The sequence below is a fragment of the Methylobacterium isbiliense genome, assembly GCF_022179325.1.
Classification (GTDB): Bacteria; Pseudomonadota; Alphaproteobacteria; order Rhizobiales; family Beijerinckiaceae; genus Methylobacterium; species Methylobacterium isbiliense.
On record NZ_BPQQ01000008.1, the window covers coordinates 1 to 15532 of the forward strand.

The window sequence follows — 15532 nt, forward strand, 5'->3', positions numbered from 1 at the left end:
CGGGCCTGGGCGATGATCGACTCGTCGGCCACGACGCGCCGTGCCCATTCGTGCGCCTCCACGGCGGCCGCGATGTCCAGCCGGATGCCGCTCGCGATCTCCCGCAGCCCCGGGCTCGGGTCGGCGAGATAGGCCGCGACGGCCGCACTCAGATGATGATCCGTCACCGCGTTGACCTTGAACAGGTCGCCCAGTGTCGGGATGTCGTTGCCAGCCATCGGTCACCTGCCTGCGGGCTGTGCGATCCTCGCCGCACCGCGGCCGGGTCCGCGGCGGTGAGCGCGCTCAGCCGCCGAGGTGGGGACCGGTCCGGTGCGAGGAGGCGCGGGAGAACGGCGCTTGAGAATCCTGCTCCGGCGCGTCGCGACCGGGCCACGCCGTCGTGCCCGATCCGTGTTGCAGCAGCATTGCGTGCCCGTTGCGCGGCGCGGTCGGACGCTCCCCGTGGCGCCTGCGGCACGCCTGTCGGACGCTCCTGCTTCGTCCGGCGCCGCCGGCCCCCACCAATGGCGGCCTTGGTTCCAGCACAAAAGCTGCCGCCCGGTGTCGTGTTTTGCGTCATGAATAGCGCAATCTGGCTAGATGCCAGGCAAACAATTGATAAAGGAGAATTGTTTTTCTGAGTGAATACGATCGTATTGCGATCCCGTTAACGATCCAGCAAGCCTTGCCGGACATAGAGGGGGGAGTTGCGGCGGCTGAGAGCGTGAGCGATGTACCGGCTGCTCACCTGCATCACGGATGAGCACATCCCCGGCCTCCTGGCCCTCAACGGGCTGATCGGGTTCGCGACGGCCTACACCCTGTTCTCGCTCATGGCGGTCGCCCGGCGCCGGCAGGCCTCCTGGCCTGTCGCGCCGCATCTGCTCGCGCGCCATCTCGTCGTCGGCGTGGCGGCCGGGGGCGGGATGTGGAGCACGCACGTGCTCGGCATGCTGGCCTACGATCCCGCCGGCCTCAGCCTCGGCTTCGAGGCCGGGAGCATGGCCGCGGCGTTCGGGCTCGGCATCCTCCTCGTCTGCGCCACGCTCGCGATCGCCCGGTCGCCGCGGGCCGGTGCACCCGCCCTCGCGGCCGTCCTCCTGGCGCTCGGCTTCGCGGGCCTGCACCTGCTGGGCCTCGAAGGGACCGTCGTCCCGGGGCGCATCGTCTGGGATCTGCCGCTTGCGGGCGCCGCCGTCGCGGCCGGCGCCGGGCTCTCGGCGCTCGCCATGACGCTCGGCCTGGGCCGCCCCGGCCTGCCGGCCCGCCTCGCGGCGAGCGCGCTCCTGACGCTCGGCATCTGCGGCATGCACGTCCTCGCCCTCGCGGCGGCCACCGTGGTCCCGGACGCCGCGATCACCGTTCCCGCCCTGATGGTCCCGCGCGAGGCGGCGGCGTGGTGCGTCGCGGCGGCCTGCGCGCTCCTCCTGCACCTGGCCGCGCACAGCCTCGTGGCGGATGCCCGGGCGGCCGCCCTGGAGGTCGCCCTCGATCGCCTGCGCGCCCTGACGGAGGCGGCGTTCGAAGGCATCGCGATCTGCCGCGACGGCGTCATCCTGGACGTCAATCCGAGCTTCTGCCGGCTGGTCGGGCGCACCGCCGACGCGCTGCGCGGCGGGAGCCTCGACGGACTGACGGAGCCGGGCAGCCCGCCGCTGCGTGCGGCCTGCGGGATGGGCGAGGAGCCGGATTCCCTCGAGACCCTCCTGCGTCGGGCCGAGGGCGACGCCGTGCCGGTGGAGGTGCGGGCCAAGCCCTGGCGCGACGGCACCTCCGTGCTCGCGGTCAACAGCCTGCGCGAGCAGCGCGAGGCGGATCGGCGCCTGAGACGGATCGCGGTGCGCGACCTCGCGACCGGCCTGCCCAACCGCGTCGCCTTCGACGCGGCCCTTCGGGCGCAGATCACCGCCTGCGTGCGCAGCAACGCGGCCTTCGCGCTGCATCGGATCGATCTCGACCGCTTCAAGGACATCAACGTGGTGATCGGCCACGCCGCCGCCGACCAAGTGCTCGCCACCCTGGCCAAGCGCCTCGTGCAGGGGGTCGAGCCGGGCACGCTCGATCGGGTCTTCCGGCTCGGCGACGACGAGTTCGCGGTGATCCAGGTCGGCACCGGCCCGCAGCGGCCGCCCGAGGCGGTGGCGCTCCAGATCGTGGAGCACCTGTCCGCGCCCGTGGTGGTGGCCGACCGGCAGGTGCCGGTGAGCGTCAGCGTCGGGATCGCGCTCTGGCCCGAGGACGGGTCGGGGGCCGAGATGCTGCTGCGCCGCTCCGGCCTCGCCCTCGACCGGGCCAAGCTCGACGGCGGGAGCCGCCATTGCCGCTTCGACGACTCGCTCGTCGGCGCCATCGAGGCCCGCCGCGCCCTGCAGGCCGACCTCGCGGAGGGGTTGCGCGCCGATGCGTTCAGCGTCGTCTACCTGCCGGTCGTCTCCTTCGCCACCCGGCGGGTGGTCGGCCACGAGGCGCTGCTGCGCTGGCACCACCCGATCCTCGGCGAGATCCCGCCGAGCCGCTTCATTCCCCTGGCCGAGGCGAGCGGGGCCATCGTGGATCTCGGCCGCTTCGTCCTGCGCGAGGCCTGCCGCGCCGCCGTGACCTGGGAGGGGGCGCCGCTCGTCTGCGTCAACGTCTCGGGCGTGCAGCTGCGGACCGACGAGATCGTGGCGCTCGTCGATGCCACGCTGGCCGAGACCGGCCTTCCGCCGCAGCGCCTGCAGCTCGACGTCACCGAGACGATCCTGATCGACGACCGGCACCGCATCGCGCAACGCCTGGAGGCCCTGCGCCGCCGCGGCATCCGCGTGGCCCTCGACGATTTCGGCAAGGGGCTGTCCTCGCTCCAGCTGCCGCGCGACATCCCCTTCGACGCGGTCAAGCTCGACGTGTCGGTGATCGGCAGCCTGCTCGTCCACCGCGAGCAGCGCGGCGTGGTCGAGGCGATGATCCGCCTTCTCCACCAGCTCGGCCGCGTCATCGTGGCGGAGGGCGTCGAGACGAAGGAGCAGTGGGACGTCCTGCAGCGCGCCGGCTGCGACTTCGCGCAGGGCTCGCTGTTCGGCACGCCCCGCCCGGCCCCGCTCACCGGCGACGTGCTGCTCGAATCCCTGCCCCAGGTGACGCGCCTCGCCGACCACGCGCGCCGCCGCCAGGGCTGAGCCCGGGCGGCCGCCCGGCACCGGGCCGCCGCCCGGCACCGGGCCGGGGTTGCGTCGGCCCCGGGGCCGTCCCGCCGATTAATCCCGCAGCCGCGTCTGCAGGCGCACCAGGGAGATGCTGAGGCGCCGGACCTCCTCGTAGCGGGATTCCGGGTGGGGCGGGTGCGTCGGGGCGCGCGTCTCCATCTCGCTGGCGGCGGCCACGAGCCGGCGCAGCGGCACCGCCACCCAATCGGCGATCAGGAACAGCAGGGCGAGGGCGAACAAGGCGCCGGTCCCGAGCAGCGTCCAGAACGAGCGCACGAGGTCCCGCGTCGGCGCGAGCGCGCTGTCCACGCTCTCGCGCACGAGGAGGCTCCAGCCGAAGCTCGGCAGGTCCGCATGCCCCACCGCCGGGACGCTCACCGCGAGGTAGTCCTTGCCGTCGGGCCACGCCTCGCGGGTCACGGCGGTGCCGGTCCCGCGCACCGCCGCGGCCGCGGCCCCCACGGTGAGCGGCTTCTCCACGAGGTCGGGCGGTCCGTACAGGACCCGCTGGTCGCGCGAGAGCAGGATCACCTCGGTGCCCGGGGCGCCGAGGCTCCCCAGCGTCTCTGTGACCCAGCGCCAGTCGACATGGGCGCCGATCACGCCGGCCACGCTGCCGTCCGCCCGGCGCAGGGGCGCCGACAGGTCGATGAAGCGCAAGGGATCGCGGCCGTTGCCCAGGCGCTTGGCGAGGAGCTGCGCCTCGTGGACGTCGCCTGCGGCGGGGCGTTCGAGGCCGAGGCGGAACCAGGGCCGCTGCGCGACGCTCTCGCCCTCCAGGATGCCGCCGCTCGCGGCCAGCACCTGCCCCTCGATGCTGGCCACCCCGATCCACGAGTAGCGCTTGTCGAGCCGGGCCAGCAGCGAGATGTCGTGGCGCGCCCCGTCGAGCCGCGCGAGGTCGATGCTGCGCGAGAGGCCGTCGACGTCCTGCCAGAGCTGGTGCAGGCGCCGCGCGAGCTGGTCGGCCCCGACCTCGCCCCGGGCGCGCAGCTTCTCGGCCAGCAGCACCTCGGTGTGCTGCTGCAGCCCGCCGGCGTAGATCGACCCCGCCACGAAGGCCGGCGCCAGCATCAGGGCCGCGCCGCCGAAGAACACCACGCCTTTCAGGCTGATCCATGATGCGCGTGCCATCGCGTCCGTCCCTCCTTGACCCGAAAGCTATCGGCTGAGGCTGCGGGCGAGGTCGCGCAGCATGAGCGCGAGGTCGCCCCGCCCGGTGCCGGGCGCGCCCTCGGCGGTGTGGAGCCGCGCGATCAGGGCCGCCTGCTGCGCGCGGTCGGGCGCGAGCGCGAGCCGGCACCCGTCCGGCGTCTCGGCCAGCACCCGGGCCGCGACCGGCCCGATCTCCGGCAGGACGAGGTGTCCCTCCTGGCCGGGCGCGAGTCCGGCCGGACCCGAGAGGCGCGCCTCGCCGGCGCCGAGCGTGACGAGCCACGCTCCGAGCCGCCGGGAGCCGATCTCCAGCTCCACGCGCTCCACCTGCTGGCGCAGCGGCCGGTCCGCCCGCGGCCGCTCGATGCAGGCCGCGATGGCGAGGGCCAGCACCGCGAGGTTGTAGAGCGTCCAGAACAGGATGATGACCCGCCCGTCGCCCGCCACGTGACTGAAGTTGAAGGCGAAGTCCGAGGTCAGCGAGACCACGAGCCCGCCGAGCGTCAGAACGAGCAGTACGAGGAACGGCCGCATCAGCGGCCATTGCACCACCACCCGGGTGCGGTCGCCGCCCTTCGCGGTGACCCGGAACTTGTGCGGCCCGGGCGTCAGCAGCCCGGCGGCCACCGCCCGGGTGATCGGCCATGCCGCCAGGAGCTGCGAGACGTCGTTCAGCATCGGGACGAACAGGCCGTTCGACAGCCAGTTCAGGGTCATCATCACGGCAATGTAATAGGGAAGATAGTAGGCGACGATCTCCACCACCGAGGCGTTCACCACGGTCACCCCGAAGTACCAGTAGAAGAGCGGGCAGAGGAGACTCGCCAGCCGGAACGGGAAGGTGGTGGACCAGTAGAGGAGCGAGTCGAGGACGCTCAACCGGTGCCGGAGCGGCAGGCCGTGGTGCCCGAACGGATTGTAGACGTTGCGGATGATCTGCATCATCCCGAGGCACCAGCGGCCCCGCTGGACGATGTATTCCTGCAGGCCCTCCGGAGCGAGGCCCTCGGTGAGCGGCTCGTTGAGGTAGACCGTCTCCCAGCCGGCCTCGGCGAGGCGCAGCGAGAGCAGGAAATCCTCGGTGACGCTCTCGGTCGGCAGGCCGCCGATCGCCGTCACCGCGCGGGTGCGCACCATCGAGGAGGTGCCGCAGCAGACCGCGATGCCCCAGGCGTCGCGGGAGGGTTCGACGTTGTCGAAGAAGTGGCGCTGCTCGTCCGGATAGGCGCCGCTGATGCCGAGGTTGTGCTGGATCGGGTCCGCGTTGAAGAAGTGCTGCGGCGTCTGGACGAGGCCGACCGTGGGCGCGTGGAACAGCGCCAGGGCCCGGCTGACGAAGTTCCGGTGCGGCACGAAATCCGCGTCGAGCACGGCCACGAAGTCGGGGGCGTCCGGCTCGGCCATGCGCCGCCGCAGGGCGTGGTTGATGTTGCCGGCCTTGGCGTGGGCGTTGTCCGGCCGCACGAGGTAGCCGATGCCGTGGCGCGCGCAGACCGCGCGCAGCCAGTCCCGGCGCCCGTCGTCGAGGACGAAGACCCGCGTCGCCGGGTGGTCGAGGCCCTTCGCGCCCACGATGGTGCGCTCCAGGACCTCCAGCTCCTCGTTGTAGGTCGCGATGTAGACGTCGACGCGCGGGGGCGGGCCGGGCCGCCACCATCCGGCGTGCCGGCTCGCCTCCCCGCCCCGCTCGCGCAGCCGGGTGAGGATCAGGAAGGCGAGCGTCGAGGAGATCACCGTCAGGCCCTCCAGGAGCGCGAAGCTCCAGGCGAGCAGCGGTTCGGGCGCGAGGGCGAAGGGCGGGACCGTCGCGGTCAGGCGCCATGCCATGTAGCGCCACGCCAGCGCGGCCGCGGTGCCGAGGAGGAGCACCCGCCAGAGCGTCCGGGTGCGGTCGAGGGCGGGCAGGACGAGAAACCCGAGCCCCAGGAGGATCGCCGAGGCCGCGAAGGCGGAGAGCAGGGGCGAGACGCTGAGCACGGCCCCTAGAACCCGTAGCGGGTCGCGAAGGCGCGGAAGGCCCCGAGCGGCCCCTGGCTGAAGATCACCCGCCCGGTGCGCCCGACCGTGCAGCCGGCCTCCGCCTGGTCGATGAGGTCCGGCACGCTCAGCGTGACGTCAAAGCGCTTCAGGTGCTCGGCGCTCGGGCCGACCGCGAGGTTGGCGTAGAGGCCCGCCGCCCCCGATCCGCCGAGCCGGGTGATGGTCGCGCTGAAGATCCGGTCGTCGCCGTAGAACCGGAACTGGGCCTGGGCCCCGAGGCGCAGGCTGTCGTAGAGCGCCTCCGTCACGCTCGCGGTCACCATCAGGCTCGAACAATCGACGAGGCGCAGCAGGTCCTGGCCCCGCCGCACGTACTCGCCGTCGTCGACGAGGAAGTCCCAGACGACGCCGGGCGCGCGGGCCTTCAGCACCGCGGAGGTGAGCTTGTTGACCCGCACCCGCTCGGCGGCGATCTGCGTCTGGGTCTGGGCGATGCGCGCGGCGATCTGGTCCTCCTCGGCGCCGAGTTCGCCGAGCCGCAGGTCGAGTTCGCGGATGCGCTGCGAGGAGAAGGGCGCGTCGTTGTAGGAATCGCCGATGAAGACGCCGTTGCGGGCGGCGGCGAGTTCGGCGCGCTGGTAGTTGGCGCGCTGGCGGGCGCTCTCCAGATCCTGTTTGGCGACCTCGGAGGCCGAGCGGGCGCGGTCGAGGTTGGCGGCGGTCTGGACGCCGCGCTCGCTCAGCTCGTTGGCGCGCTTCCACGAGGCGTCGGCCTCCTTCAGCCGGGCATTGGCCGCCTCCTGGGCCGCCAGGGATTCGGCGATGCGCGCCTCGATCTGCCGCACCCGCCCCTGCTGGTAGTCGGCGACCTGGGTCTCGTAGGCCTTGCGGGCGGTCTGGAGCGCGGCGCGCTGGGCGCGCACCCGCTTGAGGTCGAGGGTCTGCAGGTCGAGCCCGCGTTCGAGGTCGATCAGCCGCGCGGTGTCGAAGCGGTCGTCCAGGATGTTGGCCACCACCTCGCCGGCGCCGATCCGGGCGCCGATGCTGCGCAGCGCGAGCGAGACCTCCCCCTCGACCGGGGCGCGCACCACCGCCATCCGGGCGTTGACGGTGGCGTCCGAGGAGGTTCCGGCGAAGTGCTCGCCCACGAGGATGTAGAGGCCGGCGCCGAGGAGCAGGAACCCGACGAGGAACTTGAGGACGCGCATGGGGCTTCGAGCGGCAGGGCGATGCGTGCCGGGCACGCCCGTCCGCGGGGGCGGTCCGCCGGCGCGCGCCGGCGGCGCCCGGGACGATGGCGCGGCAACGGTGGTCGAGGAGAGATCCGGCTCGCGACCGCGAGCGGACGGGCGTTCATCGCACACGCCTACGTAGTTTGCACCACCGTATTTCTGTGGGTTTACAACTCCTAGGATATTATCCCTGCCCGCAGCGCCAGGGCCACCGCGTGGGCCTTGTTCTGGGCGCCGAGCTTGTGCCCGGCCTTCCGGGCGTGCTCCTCGACGGTGCTGCGCGCGAGCCCGAGGATGCGGGCGATCTCCCAGGCCGTCTTGCCCTGCGCGGTCCAGACGAGGACGTCGCGCTCGCGCGGGCTCGGCGCCGGCCGGGACTCGCAGCCGGGATCCGGCCCGGCCAGCGCCCGCAGGCGGGCGAACGCCGCGCGCGCCGTCAGGTCGAGGGCCGCCCGCATCTCGGGCCCGCACGAGCCCGATCCGGCCACGCACACGCAGCCCCACAGGCCCTGCGGGCCGTGCACCGGCACGCACAGGCCGCGGCTCTCCCCCGCCCCGGCCGGGCGGCCGGGGATGGCGGCGCCGAGGCCGGGCAGCAGGTCGTCGATGCCGAAGACGCGTTCGGCTTTCAGGCCGCGCCGGATCAGGTCCGCGGCCGTCACCAGCCTGCGCTCGTCGGTCCAGCGCAGGTCGGCCTCCGGCCAGTCGAACGCGAGGACCCGGACCGCGAGCGTGTCCGGGGACAGAGGCGTCCGGTGAGCGACGTCGAGGACGAGGTAGCGGTCGAGGGCGAGGACGGACAGGAAGGCGGCGAACGCCGTCGCGACCGCGGCGGGTTCGCTGATCGTCTCGACCTGCGCCGCCAGCCGGAGCGCGGCCGCGCCGAGGCGCGCGGCGGATGGCGGGCGCGAGGCCCCGCGACGGTGACGCATGCGACGCAACTCCTGCATGCAAAAGACCGTAGTACGTCTTCAACGTGTAGGGCGATGGGAAAGGATTTCGTTAAGCCAAAGCGGCGGATTCGCGGGGCCGGGCCGACCGGCTCCGGGCGGGCGCCCCGAAGCGGCACGCCGGTCGCTCTTGCCACATATGTGGTGGGAATGTGTCCTGAAATCGGCTAGTTCCCGTGGGTCGTCCCAGGATGAAACAGATGCGCCCGCTCGATGGAGATCAGTTCACGGTCGTGAGAACGACGACCGAGATCGCCGCCATACGGGTCAAGGCCATCGCGGAGGCGCGGCATCTACGGGCGCTGGCCTTCGTCGCCCTGCGGGACGGCATGCCTCATGCCGAGACGCGCGCGGCGAACGCGCGGGCGGCGGCGCGCAGCGTGCTGGGCTTCGCCCGCCGTCTCACCGCGGAGGCCCGGGCGCGGGCGGCCCTGTGCGCGGCCGATCCTTCCCCGGAGCCGGAGCCGCTGCCGCTGCCGGAGCCTTGCTCGGCGCCGGCCCTCGAACCGGCCTGAGCGGACCGCGCCTCACGGGCCGACATAGGTCAGGTGGACCTCCTGCGGCCGGCCGGGCACGAGGCTCGGCCGCGAGATCGTGCGCACGCGCGCCGCCGCGGTGATCTCCGCCATCCGGATCAGGCGCGCCCGCGCGAGGTCGTGGTCCTGCAGGGCGCCCCCCGCCGCTCCCGCCGATTGCGCCACGCACTCCGTGAACGAGAACGGCGCGTAGGCGGTCAGGCCGTAGGGGTGCCAGCCGTCGGATCCGAGCGGGCTCGGCCGCTCCAGGATCCACTCGGCCGTCGCCCCGGAGATCCGGCAGGGGCCGGGGGCGGTGGCGTCGAAGGCCTGCAGCATCAGTCCCTGGGTCTCGTTCTTCAGGTTGAAGCGCACGGTCGTCGGATCGAGCACGGTGAGGATCGCGCTGACCACGTCGCCCCCCGTCACCGGCAGCGGCAGCGGCTCGGGCGCGTTCGTCTGCCCGCGCGCCCACCATTGATACCACGTCTCGTAGGCCGCCTGCGGCGGCGGCCCCGGGTGCCAGATCTGCAGGGTTCCGATCTGCGGCAGGCTGGAATCCTGGTAGAAGCCCTGTCCGTCGAGCCCGATCCAGGTCGAGCTGCGCCGCTCCTCCCCGCCCGCCGGCCCGGTGACGACCGGGACGGTCCAGCGGCCCATCACGGACACGAAGTCCCGCCCGCCGCGCGGCGCCAGGGAGGCGCCCGACCAGTTCGCGCTCTTGTGCACGGGCAGCCGGCCGGCGGCGATCCGGTTCGTGCGCGCCGGCGCGCTGGCGGCGGCGAGCGCCAGGACCGGCCTCTGCGCCGGCACGAAGCGCAGCGGGCGGTCCGGGGGCGGCGCCAGGAAGCCGCGGCGGAAGGCCGCCGCCGCCCCGGCGGCGAAGCCCGGCCCGGCCGGAAGGCCGTAGCGCTGCAGCTCCACGTCCCGGGCCTTGGACGGGTCGAAGCCGGCCGGCGGCAGGGGATGGTGGTAGACCGCCGGCTCCTCGGAGCCGGTCTCCGGCCCGGCGCCCACATGGTCGATCATCGCGCGCTCCTCATCGGGCAGGATCCTCGGGGCGGAGGACCTGCCAGGGCGAAGGACCTTCTAGGGCGAAGGACCTTCTAGGGAAGGACCAGCTGGCCGTTGAATTCCCGTGCCGCCTTGATGGCGGCGTCGCCGAAGGCGCGCAGCGTGTAGGAGGCGGGATCCAGCGGCGTGCCGGTATGGGCGCTGAGCACCGCGAAGACGGCGGTCGCCAGCACCTCGCCCGCCTGCGAGTCGCTCGGATAGTGCAGGCCGGCGATCTCGCGGTTGCGCGCCACCCGCCGGGCCAGGGCCTTGAGCGTCTCGCCGAGCGCCGTCCGATCGGCGGCCGGCAGGCCCGCCAGTTCGAAGGCGTAGGACAGGCAGGCGGCCATCAGGTGGGCCTGGGTGGCGTGGCCGCTCGGGAAGGCGGAGTGCCCCGGCACCGGCACCGGCGGCAGGAGCGCCGGGCATTCCCAGGACGGCCGCGGCCGCTCGAAGACGTCCTTGAACACCAGGGCCGCGTAGGAGCCGATCAGGCTCGCGATGTGGATCAGCCGGAAGGTGCGCGGATGCGAGCCCGGGGTCATCGCCAGGGCCTCCATGAACGCGGTGATGAACTCGACGTCCTGGTTCAGGATCTCGCCCATCGCCGCGGCGCGCTCGTCGCGGGCCAGCGCGACCAGCGTATCGAGTTCGACGGCCTGCCCGGTCGTCCCGCCGCTGGGGGTCGCGAGGGCGAGCAGGATGTCGGCGAGCTGGTTGTGCAGCGCCGGGGTGTTCCAGGTCTGGCCGGCGAACTGCTTGAGCACCCGGAACGCGTACCAGCGGCCGGCCCAGTTGCGGTCGTCGAACCTGACGGAGGCGGCGCCGGCCGCGTCGGCGTTGCGGAACGCCACCACCTTTCGGGCGGATCCGCCGGGGGTCTCGTCGCGGATGTGGACCGCGCGGCGCAGCGTGCCGATCTGCGCCCCGGCGCCGGTGACTTCGAGCGAGAAGGGGAAATCGGCCCGGTCGGCGAGGATCCAGCCGCCGCCGGAATCGCCGCTGATCCCGGCATTGCCGGTATTCCCCGTGTTGCCCGTGTTGCCCGTGTTCCCGGTATTGCCCGTGTTGCCGGTCATCGCCGCCCCCTCGCCTTCATCGCCTGTCCGGGCGGCCGACGCCTCGCCGGGCCGCCTCCCGATCGTTCGACGCCGAACCGGCGGTTCGGCGAAAGCTCAAGAACCGGACCGAGGGTCATGCCCGCGGCCCTCGGGATCAGGTGGCGGGCTCGCTCGATGAGTTCATGGGGCGGGCCCATTCGGCAGACTCATTCTGGAAGTCCGGCCGACCGCAGATGCCCGAGCCAGCGCTCCAGGAACGGCGGGGGAAAGGGGCATCGGGGGGCGTAGACGTTCAGCCGGAAGGTCGGCTGGACCCGCAGCAGGTGGGCCGCCGCGGCCGCGGCCTCGCGCCCATAGCCCGCCGCCGCGAGGCTCGCCGCGAGCGTGCGCAGGTTGAAGCGGATGGACGGGTTGTGGGCGACCGCGCTGCGCGCCCAGGCCACCGCCTGGTCGTAGCTGTCGTCGAGGTAATGCGCCTGGGCCAGGATCCCCTCGTGCCAGAAGGTGTAGGGGTCGGCGGGCGCCAGCCGCTGCCCGGTCTCGCCGTGCTGCACCGCGAGGCGCGCGGAGCCGGCGAAGCCGTACGCGGCGCTGCTCATGGACCAGGCGGTGGCGACGCTCGGGCCGGCGGCGATCGCCCGGTCGAGGAAGCGGCGGGCGGTCTCCGGGTCGCGCAGCAGGTAGGCCTGGACGTGGCCGTAGATCGCCAGCCCGAGCGGGTCGTTGCCGTCGAGTTCCACCGCCGTGCGGGCGCGGTCCTCCGCCGCCCGCGCATCCGAGGCCGGGTCGGGCGAGCCGAGTTCGCCGACCCGCAGGACGTGCCACCACGCCGCGTAGGCGAAGGGGGGCGCGTAGGTCGGGTCGAGCGCCATCGCCTGCTGCAGCAGGGTCCGGGCGCGGGCGAAGCTGTCCGCATCCATCTTGTAGAGGAGGTCGACGGCCTGCAGCAGCAGGTCGTAGCCCGTCAGGCTCTCCGGGTGCTTGCGCAGGGCGCGCCGCAGCTCGCGCTCGCGCACGTGGGGGGCGATGGTCCGGATGAGCTTGAGGGCGATGCGGTCCTGCAGCTCGAACATCTCGTCGAGGGCGCCCTCGTAATGGTCGGCGATGACCACCGCGCCGGTCTCGCTGTCGATCAGCTCGGACCCGACCCGCAGCCGTCCGGCATGCTGCCACACGCTGCCGTCCATGACGTAGCGCACGCCCAGCTTGCGGCCGAACGAGATCGGGTCGGTGCGCCCGCGGCGATAGGCCAGCGTCGAGCCGCGCGAGATCACGAACAGGTCCTTGAAGCCCGACAGGGAGCGGACCATCCAGTCGACGAGCCCGTCCGCCACGTAGCTTTGGCCAGGCCGGTCGCTGGTGAGGCGAAAGGGCAGCACCGCGATGGAGGCCCGCGCTTCGAGCGCGGCGAGGCTCTCGCCGACCCGGCGGGCCGGCCCCGCGGCCGGGTCGGCCCGCAGCGCGAAGACCCGCACCGGCCGCGTGTGGTTGCGCAGGTGCAACTCGCCGAGATCGGTCGCGCGCTCCCTCTCGGCCGGATCGAGCGTGGCGAAGACGGCCTCCGACACGACCACGTCGCCGGCCTCCGCGTAGGCCTGGAGCCGGGCCGCCACGTTCACCCCGTCGCCGAAGATGTCGCCGTGATCCTCGATGACGTCCGCGAAGTGGACGCTCATCCGGAAGGAGAGGCGCAGCGCCTCCGGCTCGGCGGCGGTCGCCTCGGCGAGCGCGCGCTGCAGCGCCACGGCGCACCGGGCCGCCGGGGCGGCGTCCGCGAAGGTCGCGATGAAGCCGTCGCCCGTGTTCTTGACCACCTGGCCCGCGGCCTGGACCACCGCCGGATCGATCACGCCCGCGCGCAACGCCATCAACCGGCGGTGGGTGTCCTCCTCCGCCAGCTCGCTGAGGCGCGTATACCCGACCACGTCCGCGACGAGGATGGCGGCTGGACGGCGCTTCATCGAGATCCTTCCGTCTCTGGACCAGGAGATCGGGAGGTTCCCCGCGGCGGGGCGGCCCCGGCTCGTCTCGGCTCGACTGAGTGTTGAACGCCTCGTCCTGCGAGAGGTGACCGGGCCGGTGGGCTGCGCAGGTCTCGCTGAGACATCCGGGACAACCGGCCGGTTCAGGCGTCACAACCAATACTGTCATGGCGCAGGCCACGGGTCCAGTTGTGCCGATGGTCGCGCCGCCGGGTGGTCCGCCGCTCAGCGGCGCAGGCTGCCGATGCCGCCCACGAGATTGCCGACCCCGCCGAGGAAGTTGCCGACCTCCCCGAGCGAGGCGCCCCCGCCCTGCTGCTGTTGCGGCGCGGGCCTCGCCGCGGGGGGCGCAGCGGGGGCGGCGGCCGCCTCGGCGCTGGGCGCCGGGCGGGCGGGCCGCGGAGCGGCGGGCTTGGCGGTGCGCTCCACCGGCGGACGGGCGGCGAGGAGCTTCTGGTAGTCGGCCTCGCTCTGCTCCCACAGGGCGGTCTGCTGCGCCTTCGTCAGGTAGCCGGACTCGGGCAGCTGGCGGGTCTTCTGCCAGTTGGTGAGGGCGCGGCGGGTGCCCGGGCCGAAAGTCCCCGAGGCGCCGCCCGGATCGAAGCCGAGGGCGCGCAGCCGCATCTGCGTCTCGGTGCGCTCCCTGGGCGAGAGCTTCAGGTCGCCCTCGCTCTTCGCCGTGCCGGGCTCCTTGAGGTCGGTCTCCGCAACCGCCTGCCGGCCGGCGCCCCCCGCCCGCGCGATTCGGTTCCGGGCGATCTGGGCGAAGTAGCCGTTCGGATGCGCCTCCAGGTAGGCCTTGTAATCCTCGGTGGTGTTCGACCGCTCGGCGGCCTCCCACAGCTTGATCTCCAGCGCCTGCGGGGCGGCGAAGGCCTGCGGGGCGGCCAGCGCCGCGGGAGCCGCCGGCAGCGCGCTGCCGAGCCCCTCGGGCGTGGCGGCCGCCACCTGGACCGGCGCGGCGACCGGGTTGAGGTAGAACTCGCCGATGATCGAGGTGTTGACCCAGGGGCGCTGCTTCTCGCCGGTGGAGCGCCACACCTCCTCGCGCACCCGGTCCATGACCGTGCTGATCGAGACGCCGGGCGTCTCCAGGTGCTTGAGGAGGGCCGCGGTGAACGGGCTGTTGCGGCCGCCCGTGCCGTCGAGGGCGGTCTTCTCCGGGTCGGTGGCGAAGGCGATCAGCGTGCCGGCCGCGGAATTGACCGCGATCTCGCTCAGCCCGCTCCGGACCGCGACCGAGCGCGACTTGATCGAGCGCGCGAGTTCCTTGGCGAAGGGATTGTCCCGGCAGGCGTCGAGGATCACGAGGTTGACCCGGTCCTCGCGCTGCATCTGCCGCATCACGAGATTGATGTTCATGGTGCGGAAGTCGAGGTCGGCCTCGCTCTTGAGCACCGTGTCGGTGGGCAGGAGGTAGTTCTCGCCCGCCACCGCCACGCCGTGGCCGGCATAGTACACGGCCGCGACCTTCGCGCCGTCGAGCTTGGCGGCGTAGTCGCCGACGAGGCCGCGCATCGCGTCGAGCGTGAGGTCGTAGCCCTCGACCACCTCGAACCCGATGCGCTTGAGGGCCGCCGCCACCGCCTTGGAATCGGAGAGCGGGTTGTCGAGGGCGGGCACGTTCCGGTAGGCGCCGTTGCCGATCACCAGGGCGACCCGGCGCTCGCCCGTCGCCGCGTCCGTTCCGCTCACCAGGGCGACCGACAGCCCGAAGCCGGCCAGGGCCGCGAGGCCGAGGCGGCGCAGGCCGCGCGTCAGGTTCCGAACACCGCTTCTCATCCCCCACACTCCGCGTTCTCGCGCGGAGCCTCGGCCCGCTTCCGCAGCCCGGCCCCGCTTTCGACCGGCGCCGGCCTAGCCGCGGCGTGTTGCGTCAACATTTCGTGGCGACGAGGGGAGCGTCCCGTGCGGTCCGGATCCGCTCCGGCGCAGTCGAACCCAATTCTGTGTTGTCATTCTGCCACGTCGATGGGCGCCGAACCGACACTCGAGCGCCGGACGACTGGCGAATGCGCGCCGTGCGTTGCCGACGAGGCGTGCGCCGCCTACCGTGGCGCGATGCGACGCGGCCCGCCCGGTCCGGACAACCCCGCTTCCCGCCTCGGCCGCGGGCTGTCGCATCACATCCTGCCGAACGCCGCCACGATGGCGGGCCTGTGCTCCACGCTGATCGGCCTCGTGAAGCTCGGCGAGACGGACGCCATGACGCGGCGGGCCGACGAGATGCTCGGCTACATCACGGTGCTGTTCGTCGTGAGCGCCCTGTGCTCGTACGGCTCGATCCGCGCCACCGCCGCCGCCCGGCGCAGCGAGCGCCTGGAATGGATCGCCGACGTCACCTTCATCGTCGCCCTGGTCGCGCTGGCGGTGGTGTCGCTGCTCTTCGCCCATGAGCAAGTGTGAGCAAGCGTGAGCCGGGGCGTCCTCCACGTGC

12 protein-coding genes are annotated in these 15532 nt (G+C 73.2%); 3 read left to right on the forward strand and 9 right to left on the reverse strand.

Features of this window, described 5'->3' with window-relative positions:
- Positions 1 to 218, reverse strand: a 218-nt coding sequence (locus MFF61_RS03490; protein ID WP_238233728.1) for a hypothetical protein, incomplete at its 3' end; no start/stop codon positions are given.
- A 495-nt stretch (positions 219 to 713) separates the two neighbouring features.
- Here MFF61_RS03490 and MFF61_RS03495 point away from each other — a divergent pair.
- Entirely contained in the window at positions 714 to 3140 is a 2427-nt protein-coding gene (locus MFF61_RS03495; protein ID WP_238233729.1) for a putative bifunctional diguanylate cyclase/phosphodiesterase, read from the forward strand.
- Between the two features lie 78 nt (positions 3141 to 3218).
- Here MFF61_RS03495 and MFF61_RS03500 read toward each other — a convergent pair whose 3' ends face one another.
- The 4 genes from MFF61_RS03500 to MFF61_RS03515 all read right to left on the reverse strand — a co-directional run bounded on the left by MFF61_RS03500 (position 3219) and on the right by MFF61_RS03515 (position 8466).
- Complete coding sequence (locus MFF61_RS03500) at positions 3219 to 4301, reverse strand: cache domain-containing protein (RefSeq protein WP_238233730.1); 1083 nt, start codon at positions 4299 to 4301, stop codon at positions 3219 to 3221.
- A 27-nt stretch (positions 4302 to 4328) separates the two neighbouring features.
- Positions 4329 to 6299: a glycosyltransferase family 2 protein gene (locus MFF61_RS03505; protein WP_238233731.1), complete on the reverse strand. Its 1971-nt coding sequence runs from the start codon at positions 6297 to 6299 to the stop codon at positions 4329 to 4331.
- A 5-nt stretch (positions 6300 to 6304) separates the two neighbouring features.
- Positions 6305 to 7510 carry an HlyD family secretion protein gene (locus tag MFF61_RS03510; protein ID WP_238233732.1) on the reverse strand — a complete coding sequence of 402 codons (1206 nt, stop codon included), beginning with the start codon at positions 7508 to 7510 and terminating at the stop codon, positions 6305 to 6307.
- Between the two features lie 200 nt (positions 7511 to 7710).
- On the reverse strand, positions 7711 to 8466 hold the full coding sequence (locus tag MFF61_RS03515) for a helix-turn-helix transcriptional regulator (protein ID WP_238233733.1): 756 nt from the start codon (positions 8464 to 8466) through the stop codon (positions 7711 to 7713).
- 218 nt (positions 8467 to 8684) lie between these two features.
- Between MFF61_RS03515 and MFF61_RS03520 the strand changes: the two genes are divergently transcribed.
- Entirely contained in the window at positions 8685 to 8999 is a 315-nt protein-coding gene (locus MFF61_RS03520; RefSeq protein WP_238233734.1) for a hypothetical protein, read from the forward strand.
- A 12-nt stretch (positions 9000 to 9011) separates the two neighbouring features.
- Here MFF61_RS03520 and MFF61_RS03525 read toward each other — a convergent pair whose 3' ends face one another.
- From MFF61_RS03525 to MFF61_RS03540, 4 genes are all read right to left on the reverse strand, one after another.
- Positions 9012 to 10028, reverse strand: coding sequence for a G1 family glutamic endopeptidase (locus MFF61_RS03525; RefSeq protein ID WP_238233735.1), 1017 nt, complete (start codon positions 10026 to 10028; stop codon positions 9012 to 9014).
- A gap of 77 nt (positions 10029 to 10105) precedes the next feature.
- The gene (locus MFF61_RS03530) at positions 10106 to 11131 is read right to left on the reverse strand and encodes a phosphatase PAP2 family protein (RefSeq protein ID WP_238233736.1); all 1026 of its coding nucleotides are present in this window, start codon (positions 11129 to 11131) and stop codon (positions 10106 to 10108) included.
- Positions 11132 to 11319: 188 nt separating this feature from the next.
- A complete protein-coding gene (locus tag MFF61_RS03535; protein WP_238233737.1) occupies positions 11320 to 13074 on the reverse strand; it encodes an adenylate/guanylate cyclase domain-containing protein in 1755 nt (584 codons plus the stop codon).
- A 246-nt stretch (positions 13075 to 13320) separates the two neighbouring features.
- Positions 13321 to 14877, reverse strand: coding sequence for a caspase family protein (locus MFF61_RS03540; protein WP_238233738.1), 1557 nt, complete (start codon positions 14875 to 14877; stop codon positions 13321 to 13323).
- 279 nt (positions 14878 to 15156) lie between these two features.
- On the opposite strand from MFF61_RS03540, the gene MFF61_RS03545 reads away from it, so the two are divergent.
- Positions 15157 to 15501 carry a hypothetical protein gene (locus MFF61_RS03545; RefSeq protein WP_238233739.1) on the forward strand — a complete coding sequence of 115 codons (345 nt, stop codon included), beginning with the start codon at positions 15157 to 15159 and terminating at the stop codon, positions 15499 to 15501.
- Positions 15502 to 15532: the final 31 nt, after the last annotated feature.

What these genes read in the sequence shown, in the direction of transcription:
- MFF61_RS03495 (WP_238233729.1), top strand. Translation starts at nt 714, where the DNA reads ATGTACCGGCTGCTCACCTGCATCACGGATGAGCACATCCCCGGCCTC.
- MFF61_RS03500 (WP_238233730.1), bottom strand. Translation starts at nt 4,301, where the DNA reads ATGGCACGCGCATCATGGATCAGCCTGAAAGGCGTGGTGTTCTTCGGC.
- MFF61_RS03510 (WP_238233732.1), bottom strand. Translation starts at nt 7,510, where the DNA reads ATGCGCGTCCTCAAGTTCCTCGTCGGGTTCCTGCTCCTCGGCGCCGGC.
- MFF61_RS03515 (WP_238233733.1), bottom strand. Translation starts at nt 8,466, where the DNA reads ATGCGTCACCGTCGCGGGGCCTCGCGCCCGCCATCCGCCGCGCGCCTC.
- MFF61_RS03520 (WP_238233734.1), top strand. Translation starts at nt 8,685, where the DNA reads ATGCGCCCGCTCGATGGAGATCAGTTCACGGTCGTGAGAACGACGACC.
- MFF61_RS03525 (WP_238233735.1), bottom strand. Translation starts at nt 10,028, where the DNA reads ATGATCGACCATGTGGGCGCCGGGCCGGAGACCGGCTCCGAGGAGCCG.
- MFF61_RS03530 (WP_238233736.1), bottom strand. Translation starts at nt 11,131, where the DNA reads ATGACCGGCAACACGGGCAATACCGGGAACACGGGCAACACGGGCAAC.
- MFF61_RS03535 (WP_238233737.1), bottom strand. Translation starts at nt 13,074, where the DNA reads ATGAAGCGCCGTCCAGCCGCCATCCTCGTCGCGGACGTGGTCGGGTAT.
- MFF61_RS03540 (WP_238233738.1), bottom strand. Translation starts at nt 14,877, where the DNA reads ATGAGAAGCGGTGTTCGGAACCTGACGCGCGGCCTGCGCCGCCTCGGC.
- MFF61_RS03545 (WP_238233739.1), top strand. Translation starts at nt 15,157, where the DNA reads ATGCGACGCGGCCCGCCCGGTCCGGACAACCCCGCTTCCCGCCTCGGC.